Here is a 16,262-nt window from a genome sequence, read left to right on the forward strand (position 1 = left end):
AGTCGAATACGTCAGCTCGCGTTGCGACGCGCCACCCTCGAACAGCCCTGCGCTGGTCGGGGGCTTTTTTGTGTTCGGGCGAATTCCGCGCCAGTCCGGAGTCAGAACGACAAAGTTAGGAACGAAGACGGTGAGTGCACCAACCGCACGACCCGGGCCATCGGCCCGCAGGTCAGCGCCTTCGGCGAACCAGCCTGCCGCTGGTAGCCCGGCGACCAACCCCTCCCGCCGCCAGGTCGCGCCCGAGCGCGTCACCGGCGCGCAGTCGGTTGTTCGGTCCCTCGAAGAGCTCGACGTCGACACCGTATTCGGCATTCCCGGCGGCGCGGTCCTCCCCGTCTACGACCCGCTGTTCGACTCCAAGAAGGTCCGCCACGTCCTGGTGCGCCACGAGCAGGGCGCCGGTCACGCGGCGACCGGTTACGCGCAGGCCTCCGGCAAGGTCGGTGTGTGTATGGCCACCTCCGGCCCCGGCGCCACCAACCTGGTGACCCCGCTGGCCGACGCCCAGATGGACTCGGTCCCGATCGTGGCGATCACCGGTCAGGTGCCGTCGAGCCTGGTCGGCACCGACGCCTTCCAGGAAGCCGACATCTCCGGCATCACCATGCCGATCACCAAGCACAACTTCCTGGTCAAGGACCCGATCGACATCCCGCGCATCCTGGCCGAGGCGTTCTACCTCGCCGCCTCGGGCCGCCCGGGCGCCGTCCTGGTCGACATCACCAAGGACGCCCTGCAGGCCCAGACCACGTTCTCCTGGCCGCCGGAGATGCGTCTGCCCGGCTACCGTCCGGTCACCAAGCCGCACGGCAAGCAGGTGCGCGAGGCCGCCAGGATGATCCTGGAGTCCAAGTCGCCGGTGCTCTACGTCGGCGGCGGTGTGATCAAGTCCGACGCCTCGGCCGAGCTGCTGGAGCTGGCCGAGCTGACCGGCATCCCGGTGGTCACCACCCTGATGGCGCGCGGCGCGTTCCCCGACAGCCACACCCTGAACATGGGCATGCCCGGCATGCACGGCACCGTCGGCGCCGTCGCGGCCCTGCAGCGCTCGGACCTGCTGATCACCCTCGGCGCCCGCTTCGACGACCGCGTCACCGGTCAGCTGGACTCCTTCGCGCCGGGCGCCAAGGTCATCCACGCCGACATCGACCCGGCCGAGATCGGCAAGAACCGCCACGCCGACGTCCCGATCGTGGGCGACGCGCGCGAGGTCATCGCCGAGCTGATCGAGACCCTCAAGGCCGACCCGCAGTCCGGCGACGCGCCGCTGCTGAAGCTCACCGAGTGGTGGGCCTACCTCAGCGAGATCCGCGACAACTACCCGCTGGGCTGGAGCCAGCCCAGCGACGGTTCGCTCTCGCCGGAGTTCGTCATCGAGGCGCTGGGCCGCCTGGCCGGTCCCGAGGCCGTCTACTGCGCCGGTGTCGGCCAGCACCAGATGTGGGCCGCGCAGTTCATCAAGTACGAGAACCCGCGCACCTGGCTGAACTCCGGTGGCCTGGGCACCATGGGCTATGCCGTTCCGGCGGCCATGGGCGCCAAGATGGGCGCTCCCGAGAAGGAGGTCTGGGCGGTCGACGGTGACGGTTGCTTCCAGATGACCAACCAGGAGCTGGCCACCTGCGCCGTGGAGGGCGTGCCGATCAAGGTCGCGCTGATCAACAACGGCAACCTCGGCATGGTCCGCCAGTGGCAGACCCTGTTCTACGAGCAGCGCTACTCCAACACCGACCTGGGCACGCACACCCTGCGCATCCCCGACTTCGTCAAGCTGGCCGAGGCGCTGGGTTGCGTCGGCATCCGGGTGGAGTCCGAAGACGAGGTCGAGGCCGCGATCCGCCAGGCGCAGTCCATCACCGACCGCCCGGTCGTGATCGACTTCATCGTCGGCAAGGACGCCCAGGTGTGGCCGATGGTCGCCGCGGGCACCAGCAACGACGAGATCATGTTCGCCCGCGGCATCCGTCCGCTGTTCGACGAGGACGAGCAGGTCTCCGAGCCCGCCGTCATCCACGAGGCGATGAACAAGGAGCAGCAATGAGCACCACCCACACCCTGAGCGTTCTCGTCGAGGACAAGCCGGGCGTGCTGGCGCGAGTCGCGAGCCTGTTCTCGCGCCGCGGCTTCAACATCGAGTCCCTCGCCGTCGGTGGCACCGAGATCCCCGAGATCTCGCGCATGACCATCGTCGTGACGGTCGACGATCTGCCGCTCGAGCAGGTCACCAAGCAGCTCAACAAGCTGATCAACGTCATCAAGATCGTGGAGCAGGACGCCGACGCCTCGGTGGCCCGCGAGCTGATCCTGGTGAAGGTGCGCGCCGACGCCTCGGTCCGCACGCAGGTGATCGAGGCCGTGCAGTTGTTCCGCGCCAAGGTGATCGACGTCTCACCCGACGCGCTGACCATCGAGGCCACGGGCACCCGCTCGAAGCTGGATGCCCTGCTGCGCATGGTGGAGCCGTACGGTATCCGCGAGATCGTGCAGTCCGGTGTCGTGGCCGTCGGACGCGGTCCGAAGTCCATCACGGCCACCCGCTAACTTTTGTCAACCAGGAAATAATCCAGAAGGGACTCCACTGTGGCAGTCGAGATGTTCTACGACGACGACGCTGACCTGTCGATCATCCAGGGCCGCAAGGTCGCCGTGATCGGCTACGGCAGCCAGGGTCACGCGCACTCGCTGAGCCTGCGCGACTCCGGTGTCGACGTGCGTGTCGGCCTGGCCGAGGGCTCCAAGTCGCGCCCGAAGGCCGAAGAGGCCGGGCTGACCGTCGGCACCCCCGCCGAGGTCTCCGAGTGGGCCGACGTGATCATGGTGCTGGCCCCCGACACCGCCCAGGCGTCGATCTTCACCAACGACATCGAGCCCAACCTGAAGGACGGCGACGCGCTGTTCTTCGGCCACGGCCTCAACATCCACTTCGGTCTGATCAAGGCTCCGGCCAACGTCACCGTCGCCATGGTCGCCCCCAAGGGCCCCGGCCACCTGGTGCGTCGTCAGTTCGCCGACGGCAAGGGCGTCCCGGCCCTGATCGCGGTCGACCAGGACCCGACCGGCGAGGGCCAGGCGCTGGCGCTGTCCTACGCCAAGGGCATCGGCGGCACCCGCGCGGGCGTCATCAAGACCACCTTCAAGGAAGAGACCGAGACCGACCTGTTCGGTGAGCAGGCCGTCCTCTGTGGTGGTACCGAGGAACTGGTCAAGACCGGTTTCGAGGTCATGGTCGAGGCGGGCTACGCCCCCGAGATGGCCTACTTCGAGGTGCTGCACGAGCTCAAGCTGATCGTCGACCTCATGTACGAGGGTGGCATCGCCCGCATGAACTACTCGGTGTCCGACACCGCGGAGTTCGGCGGCTACCTGTCCGGTCCGCGCGTCATCGACGCCGACACCAAGGAGCGCATGAAGGCGATCCTCAAGGACATCCAGGACGGCACCTTCGTCAAGCGCCTCGTCGCCAACGTCGAAGGCGGCAACAAGGAGCTCGAGGGCCTGCGCAAGGAGAACGCCGAGCACCCCATCGAGGTCACCGGTGCCAAGCTCCGCGGCCTGATGAGCTGGGTCGACCGCCCGATCACCGAAACCGCCTGAGGTTTCACCCCCTGAAGGGCCCGCTCGCCACAAGCGAGCGGGCCTTTCGGCTGCTCGCACTTCATGGGAGCACCAGTAAGCTGAAGAGGTGACGGAAGGTACCCCGGCTCAGCGCCTGAAGCTCGCTCTGGAGATGTCCGACTTCGGCATCCAGATGTATCGAGCGCGGATGCGCCGTGAATTCCCCGATGCCGCCGAAGGCGCCATCGAGGAAAAGGTGCATGCTTGGTTGCTTTCCCGGCCGGGTGCTCCGCTCGGCGACTCCGCCGGTCGGCAGTCACCCCGATTCGCGTGAACCCACTCGAAGCGGCATTGCGCCACGCCACCTCCGATATCGATCGGCTGGGCTACCGATGGGCTCTGGTCGGCGGGTTCTCGGTGTCGGCTCGATCGGTTCCCCGGTTCGCCTGGCGACGATCCGTCTGCGCCGGTCCTTCGCCGGGGTGCCGATTCTCGTCGATCTCCTGTTCGCCAGCTCCGGAATCGAACCGGAGATCGTCGTGGCCGCGGAGAATCTCGAAATAGTTCCCGACCTCGTCCTGCCGGTCGCGACGACCGCACATCTCATCGCGTTGAAGCTGCTCGCGCGCGACGATGCCACTCGTCCGCAGGACCTGGCAGACCTTCGCGGGCTGCTGTCGACTGCCTCCGCGGATGACATCGCGGAGGCGAGGCTCGCCGTGCGGCTGATCACCGAGCGCGGGTTCCATCGCGACCGCGATCTCGAATCCGATCTCGATGCGCTCCTGACTTCCTGACATCACCTCGCAGGTCCTTGCCGTCTCGACCCGGTAGCGACAGACTTGCTCGATGACGACCGTGGCGGATTTCGATCGGGATGCTGTCGAGGTGGGGCGGGCGGCGCGGAAGGTGGTGTCGCGGTCGGCGTTGGGGGTGTGGGGGGCCGGGCCGGGGCGGGAGGACCCGGTGACGATTCTCGAGCGGCAGGCGCGCACGCGGGTCCCCGAGCTGGTGCCGATCCGGTACGCGCGGATGGCGTTGTCGCCGTTCACCTTTCTGCGCGGCGCGCCCGCGGTGCTGGCCGCCGACCTGGCGCGGGGCCCGAACACCGGGCTCACCGTGCAACTCTGTGGTGACGCGCACCTGTCCAACTTCGGCCTGTTCGCCTCCCCGGAACGCAATCTCGTCTTCGACCTCAACGACTTCGACGAGACGCTGCCCGGTCCGTTCGAATGGGACGTCAAGCGCCTGGCCGCCAGCGTCGCCGTCGCCGCCCGCGACAACGGCTTCGACGACATCCGCGCCGCCGCGGCCGCCGAATGCGCGGGCCGGGGCTATCGCGAGGCGATGGCGACCATGGCGGGTCTGGACTCGCTCAGCATCTGGTACGAGCGCGTCGACGCCGACAGGGTGCTCGCGGCGATCCCCAAGGAGAAGCGCCGCAAGGTCGTGGAGAAGACGATGAACTCCGCCCGCAAACGCACCAGCCTGCAGGCGCTGGACAAACTCACCGAGCCCGACACCGACGGCACCCCGCGCATCAAGAACCAGCCGCCGCTGCTGGTGCCGATCGAGTCACTGGACGAGAAGACCGTCAAGACCGTCCTCGGCGACTATCGCCGCAGCCTCCCGGACGAGCGCCGCATCCTGCTGGACCGGCACGTGCTGGTCGACATGGCGATGAAGGTGGTCGGCGTCGGTAGTGTGGGCACCCGCTGCTTCATCGTGCTGTTCATGGACAAGGAGTCGGGCGCCCCGCTGTTCCTGCAGGTCAAGGAGGCCGAGACCTCGGTGCTGGCGGCGCATCTGTCCGCGAGCCGCTTCCAGCATCAGGGGCACCGGGTGGTCGCGGGGCAGCGGCTCATGCAGGCCGCCAGCGATATCTTCCTGGGCTGGGCGACCGGCCCGGCGGGCCGCTACTTCTATTGGCGGCAGCTCAAGGACATGAAGGGCTCGGCCGATATCAGCATCCTCGCCCCGCACGAACTGGCGAACTACGCGAGCCTGTGCGGGGCCGTGCTGGCCCGCGCGCACGCCCGCTCCGGCGATCGCCTGGCCATCCACGCCTATCTCGGCGGCGGCGACAAGTTCGACAAGGCGATGAGCGAATTCGCCCTGGCCTACGCCGACCAGACCGCCGCCGACCGCGACGCCATGCTGGCCGCCATCGACTCCGGCCGGATCACCGCCGCTCCGCACGCGTACTAGCGCTGCCACTACACTGGTTACCGATGAGTAAGTTCTTTGCCTCGGTGGACCACGTGACCGACCGGCTGACCGCGGCCGGGTATCTGCCCTCCCTCGACATCGCGACCGCGGTCTTCCTCGCCGACCGGCTCGGCAAGCCCCTGCTGATCGAGGGCCCGGCCGGTGTCGGCAAGACGGAGTTGGCCAAGGCGATCGCCACCGCGGTGACGGCCGAACTGGTGCGCCTGCAGTGCTACGAGGGCATCGACGAGGCGCGCGCCCTCTACGAGTGGAACCACGCCAAGCAACTGCTGCGCATCACCGCCACCGACGGCGAGGGCTGGGACAGCACCCGCGACCACGTCTTCACCGAGGAGTTCCTGCTGGCCCGCCCGCTGCTGGCGGCCATCCGCAACCCCGACCCCACGGTCCTGCTCATCGACGAACTCGACAAGGCCGACGTGGAGCTGGAAGGACTGCTGCTCGAGGTCCTCGGTGACTTCCAGGTGAGCATCCCGGAACTGGGCACGGTGACGGCGGTGCGCAAGCCCTTCGTCATCCTCACCTCCAACGCCCACCGCGATCTGTCCGAGGCGCTCAAGCGCCGCTGCCTGTTCCTGCACATCGACTATCCGACCGCCGAGTTGGAGAAGGCCATCGTCCGGCTGAAGGTCCCCGAACTCGACGCGGACCTGGCCGAACCGGTGGTGACGACGGTGAGCGCGCTGCGTCAGCTCGCGCTGCGCAAGGCGCCATCGATCGCCGAGACCGTGGACTGGGCGAAAACGCTGGTCGCCCTGGGCACCCGGACCCTCACCGGCGGCGTGGTCCGCTCCACCCTCGGCGTGCTGCTGAAATACCAGTCCGACCACCGGATGGCGATCGAGAAGCTCGGCCTCGACGACACCGCGCACCCGGGTGTGGCCCCGTGACCGCCGGGCTCCGGTCGATGTCCAGCCGGGACGCGGGCGCCGGGCCTCGCTCCGCGAACGCGGCGGTCCGATGACAGCCCCCGCCCTGCGCGCGGGCGCCACCCCGACCACCGACCGCCTGGTCGGCTTCGTCGGCCTGCTGCGCGAACACGGCATCCACGCGGGCCCCAGCGAAACCGTCGACGCCGCCGCCGCGATCGTCGCCCTCGGCACCGCCGACCCGCGCGTGCTGCGCTCGGGCCTGGCCGCCTGCCTGCTGCGCCGCGACGGCCAGCGCTCCGTCTTCGACCAGCTCTTCGACCTGTACTTCCTCGACGGCGACCGCCCGGTCACCGCACCCGGCGCGGAGGCGGGCGATCTGCGCGATCGGCTCATCGCCACCCTGATCCAGGGCGCCGACACCGCCGAGCTGGCCCGCGAAGCGCTCAACACCTTCGGCGCGTACGGCGGCGCGGGGGAGTCGGCGGGGCGCGTCACCACCGCCTCCGGCGCGGGCTGGTCGTCGTACATGACGATGAAATCGCTGCGCCCGGGCGAGATCTCCGAGCAGGTCGCGCAAACCCTGGGTGGCACAGGTCAATTCGACGCGGCCGTGCACACCATCGAGGCTCGCCGCCGCGTGGAGCAGTTCCGTGCGCAGGTCCAGGCCGAAGCCCGCCTGCGCTCGGCGCAGCTGCGCGGCACCGACTACATCGCCCGGCGCGGCGTCGAACCCGGCGGCGACAGCACCGATTTCCTCGGCGCCCGCGAACAGGACCTCGCCGAGATGCGCAAGTTGGTCCACCCGCTGGCCCGCAAACTCGCCACCCGGCTCGCGGTGCGCCGCAAGAAGGCCGTGCGCGGCTCCATCGATCTGCGCCGCACCCTGCGCCGGTCGATGGCCACCGGCGGCGTACCGGTCGACCCGGTGCTGCGTGCCCGCAAGCGGGGCCGCCCGGATCTCGTTGTGCTGGCCGATGTCTCGGGCTCGGTCACCGGATTCTCCGAATTCACCTTGCAATTGGTGCAGGCCCTGCAGGACCAGTTCAGCCGTGTCCGCAGCTTCGGCTTCGTCGACGTCTGCGCCGAGATCACTCACTACTTCACTCCCGGCGAACCGCCGCCGCCCGGTTTCGCGCAGAGCATCGTCCGCGAGGCGGGCGTGGTGCGCTTCGGGTCCAGCAACTACGGCGAGGCGCTGCAAGGTTTCACCGACCACTACCTCGACGCCGTCGGCCCCCGGACCTGCGTGCTGATCCTCGGCGACGCCCGCACCAACCGCACCGACCCCAATCTCGCCGCGCTGCAAGCGATCACCGAACGGGCCAAGGCGGTCTACTGGCTGAACCCGGAACCCGCGCGCTCCTGGTCGACCGGCGATTCGGCCGCCGACGCCTACACCGAGATCGTCACCATGCACGAATGCCGCAACGTCCGGCAGTTGGCCGAAGTCGTCGGCAGGCTGCTGCCCGCCTGAACTCAGCGGTACTTGGTGGTGCCCGCCGAGCCGCGGGAGTTGCTCACCAGCTTGGCGAAGCAGTCGTCGACGGGAATCGCGTGGGCGTCGCACCAGGCATTGGCCGAATCGGGGTCGGCGAAGGACGCGTCGGCCAGGGTGATCCACCAGCCCTGCAGGTCGAAGGTGCTCCAGTCGTCGCTCCAGACCAGGCGAGCCCCGGGATACTGCTGCCGGAAACGCTGATTCTGCGCGAGGATCTCACTGTTGGTCCAGCTCACCATCCGCCCGTCGACATCGGCGGCCACCAGGCCCGGCTGCTTGGCCGACAGCTGCGGTACCCACCGCTCGGCCAGATTCGCGCTCACCACCGGCCGGTCGGCCGCGGCCTGCGCGAGCAGGGAATCCAGCGCGGCGGACTGCGGATCGACCGGCACCGCCTGCGGTGACGCCGGTACCGGCGGCGCGTACGGACCGGTGGCGGCGATGGTGTTGCCGACAGTTCGCGAGGCGGCCGATCGGGAGTTGCGCTCGTGCTGCACGATGATGATCCCCGCGGCGATGACGCCCACCGCCAGCGCGGCGACGACCACCAGCGCGCCGAGAACCCAGGGCCAGCGGGAAGGGCGGGGCGCATACGGTCCGTTCGGCGGATACCCCGGGTATCCCGGATATCCCACGATCACCTCCGCGGTCGCGGCGCCGACGATCCTCGTCGGTTGCTCGGTCCCCCGTGCCTGCCAAGGAGTCTAGAACTCCTGGCAGGGCACCTCGGGTTTCGTTGCGCAACCGACACGAGCGCCGGTCACCGCGCGGTGAGCCGCACCACCGCGTACTCGTGCTCGCTCTTGTCCTGGTACTTCGCGTAGCGCGGCTGCGCGACGGTGATCGACGCCCAGGCCGCGGCCCGCTCCTGACCGCGCAGCACCTGCGGTCGCACCGGCGTCGGCGTGCTGGCGGGCAGTTCGATGGTGGCCCGGTCGGGGTTGGCCATCAGGTTGCGCTGCCAGTCCGGGTCGCCGCCCTGACCGCCGGAGGCGACCAGCAGCCAGCCCTCGCCGCCATCGGAGAACCAGGAGATCGGGGTCTGGCGCGGCTCGCCGCTGCGGCGGCCGACGGTGTGCAGGATCAGCACGTCCATGCCCATGAACTCGCCCTTGCCCTTGCGGATCTTGCGGTTCATCCTGGCGTTCATCTTGTGCTGCATCCAGCGGGAGAAGCCCGAGGTAGCCATCGCGAGTGTCCTTTCGAATCGGGTGGGGCTCAGCCCCAGGCCCCGGCGATCTGGCGGGTGGTGGCATTGAGCCGGTTGAACATGTTGGTCACGCCGATCATCAGCACGATCGAGGCCAGCTGACGCTCGTCGAAGTAGCTGGCAGCACTGTCCCAGATCTCGTCGGTGACGGCGTCGGGACGGTCGGCCAGGCGTGTCGCGGCCTCGGCCAGCGTGAGGGCGGCGCGCTCCTCCTCGCTGAAGTACGGTGCCTCGCGCCAGGCGGCCACGGTGGCCAGCCGCTCGTCGCTGACACCGGCCTTGCGGGCGGTCTTGGCGCCGCCGTCCACGCAGGCGCTGCACCCGTTGATCTGGCTGATCCGCAGGTGGACCAGCTCGAGGATCTCGCCGTCGACGCCGCCGGTCCGCACGGCCGCCAGCACCTGCTGGATCGGGCCCATCGCGTCGGTGAGGACCAGGGCGGGGTTCTGCATCCGGGACTGCATGTCGTTCTCCTCGTTCGGTGTGTTTCCGCTGTTCGCGGTGTGACTCCATATCAGCCCGAACGCGGCCGCGAAGCGATGCCTGTGGGACACTGTGGGACAGTGGAAACCGGTCCTGACCTCGGGATCGGCAACCGGAAATCCGGTGTTTCCGCGCGGGACGGAGTGGAGAACGGTGCATCAGGCGACGCGGGCCCACCCCCGGGACGAGCTGGCCGCGCGGCTGCGCCTGCTCCAGGAACTGTCCGGTCGCGGCGTCCGCGCGCTGGCCCGCGACACCGGCCTGAGCTCGTCGTCGCTGTCGCGCTACCTCAGCGGGCAGACGGTGCCGCCGTGGCCCGCGGTGGTGGAACTGTGCCGCCTGGTCACCCGCGATCCGCGGCCGCTGCGTCCGCTGTGGGAGCGCGCCGCCAACCCGCTGCCCGCCCCGCCCAAGACCAGTCGCCAGGTCGCCCCGCCGAGCCCACCGGCCGACGCGCCACCCCCACCGCGCAACGACCTGCCGCGCGACATCCCCGACTTCACCGGCCGCGAGCAGGCCCTGGCCGACGTGCTCGCCGCCGTGCGCGCGAACCGCGTGGTCGCCATCGACGGCATGGCCGGAGTCGGCAAGACGTCCCTGGCCGTGCACGCCGCCCACCAGCTCACCACCGACTACCCCGACGCCCAGCTCTATCTCGATCTGCACGGCTTCACCGACGGCCGCCAGCCGCTGGACCCCGACGCCGCCCTGCGCGCCCTGCTGGCCGCCCTCCAGGTGCCCTCGCAGAAGGTCCCGCAGGAGGGCGGCGTCGAGCAGCGCGCCGCCTGCTGGCGCTCGGAACTGGCGCGGTTGCGGGCGGTGATCGTGCTCGACAATGTCGTCGACGCCGACCAGGTCGCGCCGCTGCTGCCGGGCGCGGGGGAGTCGATCGCCATCATCACCAGCCGCAACCGGCTGCTCGACCTCGACGAGGTGCCGCCGGTGAGCCTCGACGTGCTCTCCGAGCGGGAGAGCGCCGAACTGCTGGCCCGCGCCAGCGGCGACGCGCGTGGTCCCGACGGCAGACTGGCCAAGGAACCCGAACACGCCGCCGAGGTGCTGCGGCTGTGCGGCAACCTCCCGCTGGCCCTGCGCCTGGCCGCGGCTCGTCTGCGGCACCGGCCGGGCTGGTCGATCGGCATCCTGGTCGAGCGGATGGCCGAGGGGCCCAGCGAATTCGACACCGCCTTCGGCATGTCGGTGCGTCAGCTGCCGCGCGATCAACGTCGCCTGTTCCGGCTGCTCGGCCTGATCCCCGGCTCCACCTTCACCGACTACGTCGCCGCCGCCGTCGCCGACGTGCCCCTGCGCACCGCGCGCGCCATGCTCGAGGACCTCCTGGACGCGCACCTGGTCCAGCAGCCCGCCGACGGCCGCTACCGCCTGCACGACCTGGTCCGTCAGCACGCCCGCCGCGCCACCTTCGACACCGATTCCGCCGCCGACCGCGCACGCGCCCTGCTCCGCGTCCTGGACTACTACGTGCACGCCGCCGCGGCCGCCGACGCCGCCATGCCCTTCCCGACCCCCACCCCGCCGGTCTCGGCGGGCCCGCCCCCGGCCGAGCTGCCGCGCTTCCCCGGCCGCGACGCCGCGTTCGGCTGGTTCGTCGCCGAGTACACCAATCTGATGGCGGTCTTCTACGCCGCCGTCGAGGCGGGCGCCGACACCCACGTCTGCGAACTCCCGCGCTTCCTGCGCACCTTCTTCGCCCGCCGCTGCGGCACAACACATCTCAACGAACTGTTCGAGCGCTCACTCGCCTCGGCCCAGCAACTCGGCGACCCCCGCCGCCTCGCCGAGGCGCACAGCGACCTCGGTTTCGCCCGCTACAACGCGGGCCGGATGACCGAGGCGGCCGCCGCCTACGGCGCCGCGGCCCCGCTGGTCGCCGCGGCGGGCGACCCGCTGCCGCGCGCCGACCTGATCATGCGCTGCGCCCAATTGCGCTGGGACGAGGGCGATGTCGAGGAACCGTTGACGCTGTTCCGGCAGGCGCGGGAGCTGTATGCCCTCAGCGGCGCTCCCGTCGGCGCCGCCGACGCCGTCGCGGGGGAGGCGTGGGCGGTGCTGCAGTTGGGCGAACCCGCCGAGGCCGCCCGCCTGGCCCGCGAGGCCCTCGACCTCGCCGGTGACCAGGTGCCGTCGCTGCAGGCCAGGATCACCCTCGGGGTCGCCATCGCCGAGACCGACCCCGAGGCCGCGCTCGCGCAGCTGGACCAGGCGCTGGCCGCCGCCCGCGCCGACGGTCACAAGCACAACGAGGCGTGGTGCCTGAACTGCCAGGGCGTCGCGCTGCGCCGGATGGGCCGCTTCGAGGCGGCCCTCGCCGCGCACCGCGCCGCCTTCGCCCTGCTCGACGAGCTGTTCGAGGAGCACTGGAAGATCCACTTCCTCAACGGCTACGCCGCGACCTGCCAGCTCGCTGGTCTGCCCGAGGACGCCCTGCGCCTGTATCGGGAAACCCTCGCCCTGGCACCGCGAGTGGGCCACCGCTTCACCGAAGCGGCGGCCCACCAGGGCATCGCCGACGTGCTCGAAGCCACCGATCCGGTCGCGGCCGCCGAGCATCGCGCGGCCGCCGCGGACCTGCTCGGGCCGGTCAGCCCATCGACTTCGCCCCGTCCAGGGACTCCCGGATGATGTCGGCGTGGCCGGAGTGCTGCGCGGTCTCGGTCATGATGTGCATCAGGGTGCGCCGCGCGGTCCAGCGCGTGCCCGGCTCGAACCACGGCGCCGTGGGCAGCTCGTGGGAGAGGTTCAGATCCGGCAGGTCGCGCACCAGCTGATCGGTCTTCGCGGCCACCTCCGCGTAGGCGTCGAGGATTCCGGCGAGGGTGTCGCCCGGCCGCATCTGGAACACCGCGCCCCACTGCGCGATCTGCTCCTCGGTCATCGACTCGAAATCCGGTGCGGCGGCGGCACCCTCGACGATGAACGTCGCCCAGTTCTGCTCGACTGCCGTGACGTGCTTGATCAGCCCGCCCAGGCACAGTTCGCTGACGGTGGTGCGCAGCCCCGCCTGCTCGTCGGTCAGGTCGCGCACCGTGAAACGCAGGAAGTGCCGGTGCTTGGCGAGGGTCTCCAGGATGTCGGCGCGCTCGGTGTCGATCAGGGTGGCGTTCATTGCTGATTCCTTCCGTTGTCGGTGTGAAACCCAAGGTAGACCCCATTGCGGTCAGTTTCCGTCCGCAATGGCGCGATACTGGAGAACATGGCCGACACGAGCGCACGCACCCTCCGACTGCTGTCGCTGCTGCAGACCCACCGCTACTGGCCCGGCGCCGAACTCGCCGACCGCCTCGGGGTCTCCGCGCGCACCCTGCGCCGCGACATCGACCGCCTGCGCGAGCTCGGTTACCCCGTCGACGCGCGCACCGGCGCCGACGGCGGCTACCAGCTCGCCGCGGGCGCCGCGCTGCCGCCGCTGGTCCTCGACGACGACGAGGCCGTCGCCATCACCGTCTGCCTGCAGGCCGGGTCCCAGGGCGCCGTCGACGGCCTGGCCGAACCCTCGGTGCGCGCGCTGGCCAAACTCGTCACCGTCCTACCCACCCGGCTGCGCCGCCGCGTGGACGCCCTGCGCGCCATGACCGTCTCCACCGGCTGGACCCTGCCGCTGTCCGACGTCGACCCCACCGTCATCACCGCGTTGGCCCTGGCCTGCCGCGCCGAGGAACGCCTGCGCTTCGGCTACACCGCCGCCGACGGCGAGACCAGCGCCCGCGAGGTCGAACCGCACCGCCTGGTCTCCCTCGGGCGCCGCTGGTACCTGGTCGCCTACGACCTGACCCGCCACGCCTGGCGCACCTTCCGCGTAGACCGCCTCACCGAGGCCGCCTCCACCGGCGCCCGCTTCCGCCCCCGCGACCTCCCCGCCCCCGACGCCGCCACCTTCGTCCGCACCGGAATAGGCGCCCGCAGAACCGGTTACACAGTCACCGCCGACCTCGACGCCCCCGCCGAACACATCGAATCCCGCGTAGGCCGCTGGTGCACCACCACCCCCTTGACCCCCACCCGCACCCGAGTCCAGATGTCGGTCGACAACCTCGACTGGCCCATCCTCCTCCTCGGCAAAGCCGAAGCCGACTTCCACGTCATAGAACCCCCCGAACTCATCACCCGCCTGAAAGAATGGGGCACCCGCTTCACCCGCTCCACCAATCCATGAGTCCCACCGCCCGGTCGACGGAATGAACCGGGCGGCCGGATTGTCATCGGTCGGCATGATGGGGGAGTGAATTCCCTTGTGCAGCAAGTGCTCACGGTCGTCGGCGTCCTCCTCGGCGCCGGCACGACATTCGCCTTCACGACCTGGACGGAACGGTCGCGCTGGCGGCGGACCGAGCAGAGCAAATGGGATGAGCGTCGCCTGGTCGCGTACAACGAGTTCGCCCACGCCGTGAAGCAGTACGCGATGATCTCGATGCGCCTGGCCGCGGCGCGCGGCTTCCCCAACACCGCCGCGCCGATCGACCACGACGAAGGTCTGGCGGCCCTGGCCGACGCCGATGTCGCGAAATCGCTGAAGTGGGAGATCGTGCTGCTCGTCGGCTCACCCGCCACCGTCACCGCCGCTCGCCGCTGGAACAAGGCGGTCTGGGAACTCACCTACGTGGCCCGTGGCGTCGACATGACGCACGAGGAGTACGTACGCCGCTACGAGGAGGCCGGACGACTGCGCAACGAATTCTACGAGTGCGCCCGCGCGGATCTCGGCGTGCGCGGCGGCGAACTACCGCCTGGTGATCGGGCCTGGTTGCCGCCGGAGTCGGCGGTCAGTGGCGGTAGCGCTGCATCCGTCGGCGCTCGAAGAACAGTTGATCCACTGCCACCGGCGCCACCAGGGCCGTGATCTCGGCCAGGCGGGTGTCGTAGTTGTGCTCGTGGATGCAGCGATGTAGGTGGGCTCGTCGCTCGGGGCCGAGCTCCGACCACACCGCGCCGAATCGCGCTCGCGCCTGTGGCCCGGACACGGCGACGAGGTCCAACAGCGCGGGCCAACAACCGGTTTCGGTGGCGCGGGCGGGCAGGGCCGCGACCGCCGTGTCCGACAGGGTGGCCAGCGCGTACCCCGCGCGATTGCGCACCCCGTCGTCCATCCGCGACATCAACGTGAACAGCCCGCGCCAGCTCCCCGCGTCCTCGCGGCGGTCCAGCGGCGCGATCAGCCCGGCCCCGATGTCGGGATCGGCGAACACCGGATTGCCCACCAGCGACCACAGCCCCAACGGCGTGAGTTGTCCGGCGATGGTGAGGAATTCGGGCACCGCCCCCACCATCAGCGCGTTGCGCACCAGCTCACCGACCGCCTTGGGTCGCGCGCTCCCGAACAGGATGTCGCCCACCCGCTGCACCACATCGGGCTCGCACCGCGAGAACACCGACAGCGCGGCGTGTTGCAGTCCCGGCGCCCCCGACAGCACGGTGTGCGCCATCCGGGGCACCCGCCGTCGCGGCCCGTCCAGCAACTGCCGCACCACCGCGCTGAGAATCTCGACATCGTAGGAATAGGCCGCCGAGAAGATCAGCCCCGCGTCGTCGCGCACCCCCGCCTCGACACCCGCGATCAATTCCTTGGTGGCGCAGGCCAGAAACGGTCCGGCGGTCACATAATCCCGCCGCCGCAGCAACTCGTTGACGATCGCCACGACCGGTTTGGTCGGCGCGATGTCGGCCAGCTGCGCGATCGCCCGCGGATCCAGATATGGCGCGCAATCGGCCGCGTACCCGGGATCGAGCATCGTCAGCGTCTCCGCCGCCTTCACCGGATGATCCACCCCGACCGCCCCCGCCGCCCGCCCGGTCATCATCGGCGGAACGAGCTTCTGCACCAGGGGAATCGAGATCGACAGCGGAATGTAGGGCACCAGCGCGGAGATCCGCCGGAACGTGTCCGTGTGCTGATCGAACAGCACCCCCGAGATCTGCTCCTGCAATTCGTGCAACCGCCGCGCGCCCAGATGCCGCAGATGCTGCACCCGCTGTGGATGCACGTGCAGAGTGCGGGCCAGCAATATCAGCTGCGCCCGCGTCGTCAAATCCGTCATCGCCCCCCGAACATGATCTTCTTCGTCACCGCCCGCAACGGCCGCGGCAACGCCCCCACCATCGAGTCGATCGACTTGTCCAACGCCGCCGCCTCCAACGCGACCGCGGCCCCCATCAACTCGAACAGATCCCGAGCCTGCTCCGCGGGCAACTTCTCCACCGCGGGCACCGGCTCGGGCACGCCACCCTCCCGCACATTTCGAACACTCATGTGACTCCTGGATAACGCGAACTCACCCCGAGAATGCACCCTCCACCCGCCCGTGACCAGGTCTTCACGAATATCTGTGCACGACAACCAAAACATCGGCACAGATACATGTGAACCGACGTCCCACCGAGGAATTTCGAGTGCTCG

At 69.9% G+C, this 16,262-nt stretch carries 16 protein-coding genes and 1 pseudogene; 11 read left to right on the forward strand and 6 right to left on the reverse strand.

The window, feature by feature from the left end; all coding sequences use genetic code 11:
* The first annotated feature begins 130 nt into the window (after positions 1–130).
* From QC180_RS17105 to QC180_RS17140, 8 genes and pseudogenes are all read left to right on the forward strand, one after another.
* Positions 131–2,044, forward strand: coding sequence for an acetolactate synthase large subunit (locus tag QC180_RS17105; protein WP_278263759.1), 1,914 nt, complete (start codon positions 131–133; stop codon positions 2,042–2,044).
* Complete coding sequence (gene ilvN, locus QC180_RS17110; RefSeq protein ID WP_019048314.1) at positions 2,041–2,544, forward strand: acetolactate synthase small subunit; 504 nt, start codon at positions 2,041–2,043, stop codon at positions 2,542–2,544. The genes QC180_RS17105 and ilvN overlap by 4 nt, the downstream gene beginning before the upstream one ends.
* A gap of 51 nt (positions 2,545–2,595) precedes the next feature.
* Complete coding sequence (gene ilvC / locus QC180_RS17115; RefSeq protein ID WP_186817432.1) at positions 2,596–3,597, forward strand: ketol-acid reductoisomerase; 1,002 nt, start codon at positions 2,596–2,598, stop codon at positions 3,595–3,597.
* A gap of 88 nt (positions 3,598–3,685) precedes the next feature.
* On the forward strand, positions 3,686–3,892 hold the full coding sequence (locus QC180_RS17120; RefSeq protein WP_278263760.1) for a hypothetical protein: 207 nt from the start codon (positions 3,686–3,688) through the stop codon (positions 3,890–3,892).
* Positions 3,893–4,001: 109 nt separating this feature from the next.
* Positions 4,002–4,355 (forward strand): annotated as a pseudogene (locus QC180_RS17125) (hypothetical protein); the annotation flags it as partial.
* Positions 4,356–4,407: 52 nt separating this feature from the next.
* The gene (locus QC180_RS17130; protein WP_278263762.1) at positions 4,408–5,766 is read left to right on the forward strand and encodes a DUF2252 domain-containing protein; all 1,359 of its coding nucleotides are present in this window, start codon (positions 4,408–4,410) and stop codon (positions 5,764–5,766) included.
* Between the two features lie 23 nt (positions 5,767–5,789).
* The gene (locus QC180_RS17135; protein WP_278263763.1) at positions 5,790–6,677 is read left to right on the forward strand and encodes an AAA family ATPase; all 888 of its coding nucleotides are present in this window, start codon (positions 5,790–5,792) and stop codon (positions 6,675–6,677) included.
* Between the two features lie 70 nt (positions 6,678–6,747).
* Complete coding sequence (locus tag QC180_RS17140; protein WP_278263764.1) at positions 6,748–8,133, forward strand: vWA domain-containing protein; 1,386 nt, start codon at positions 6,748–6,750, stop codon at positions 8,131–8,133.
* A gap of 2 nt (positions 8,134–8,135) precedes the next feature.
* Here the strand turns inward: QC180_RS17140 and QC180_RS17145 are convergent, their stop codons facing one another.
* The 3 genes from QC180_RS17145 to QC180_RS17155 all read right to left on the reverse strand — a co-directional run bounded on the left by QC180_RS17145 (position 8,136) and on the right by QC180_RS17155 (position 9,831).
* A complete protein-coding gene (locus tag QC180_RS17145; protein ID WP_278263765.1) occupies positions 8,136–8,792 on the reverse strand; it encodes a hypothetical protein in 657 nt (218 codons plus the stop codon).
* 125 nt (positions 8,793–8,917) lie between these two features.
* Complete coding sequence (locus QC180_RS17150) at positions 8,918–9,346, reverse strand: nitroreductase family deazaflavin-dependent oxidoreductase (protein ID WP_278263766.1); 429 nt, start codon at positions 9,344–9,346, stop codon at positions 8,918–8,920.
* A 29-nt stretch (positions 9,347–9,375) separates the two neighbouring features.
* Entirely contained in the window at positions 9,376–9,831 is a 456-nt protein-coding gene (locus QC180_RS17155) for a carboxymuconolactone decarboxylase family protein (protein WP_278263767.1), read from the reverse strand.
* A 172-nt stretch (positions 9,832–10,003) separates the two neighbouring features.
* On the opposite strand from QC180_RS17155, the gene QC180_RS17160 reads away from it, so the two are divergent.
* Positions 10,004–12,493 carry a helix-turn-helix domain-containing protein gene (locus QC180_RS17160; protein WP_278263768.1) on the forward strand — a complete coding sequence of 830 codons (2,490 nt, stop codon included), beginning with the start codon at positions 10,004–10,006 and terminating at the stop codon, positions 12,491–12,493.
* Here the strand turns inward: QC180_RS17160 and QC180_RS17165 are convergent.
* Positions 12,453–12,977 carry a DinB family protein gene (locus QC180_RS17165; protein ID WP_278263769.1) on the reverse strand — a complete coding sequence of 175 codons (525 nt, stop codon included), beginning with the start codon at positions 12,975–12,977 and terminating at the stop codon, positions 12,453–12,455. The genes QC180_RS17160 and QC180_RS17165 overlap by 41 nt on opposite strands.
* Positions 12,978–13,064: 87 nt before the next feature.
* On the opposite strand from QC180_RS17165, the gene QC180_RS17170 reads away from it, so the two are divergent.
* Positions 13,065–14,024 (forward strand): helix-turn-helix transcriptional regulator, encoded by a 960-nt coding sequence (locus QC180_RS17170; protein ID WP_278263770.1) that lies wholly within the window; start codon positions 13,065–13,067, stop codon positions 14,022–14,024.
* Positions 14,025–14,090: 66 nt separating this feature from the next.
* Positions 14,091–14,708, forward strand: coding sequence for a hypothetical protein (locus tag QC180_RS17175; protein ID WP_278263771.1), 618 nt, complete (start codon positions 14,091–14,093; stop codon positions 14,706–14,708).
* On the opposite strand, the gene QC180_RS17180 is transcribed toward QC180_RS17175, so the two are convergent.
* Positions 14,632–15,903, reverse strand: coding sequence for a hypothetical protein (locus QC180_RS17180; protein ID WP_278263772.1), 1,272 nt, complete (start codon positions 15,901–15,903; stop codon positions 14,632–14,634). The two genes, QC180_RS17175 and QC180_RS17180, sit on opposite strands and share 77 nt — an antisense overlap.
* Positions 15,900–16,115, reverse strand: coding sequence for a hypothetical protein (locus tag QC180_RS17185; protein ID WP_278263773.1), 216 nt, complete (start codon positions 16,113–16,115; stop codon positions 15,900–15,902). The genes QC180_RS17180 and QC180_RS17185 overlap by 4 nt, the downstream gene beginning before the upstream one ends.
* Positions 16,116–16,262 lie beyond the last annotated feature (147 nt).

The sequence above is a fragment of the Nocardia anocheti genome (assembly GCF_029675105.1).
Taxonomy (GTDB): Bacteria; Actinomycetota; Actinomycetes; order Mycobacteriales; family Mycobacteriaceae; genus Nocardia.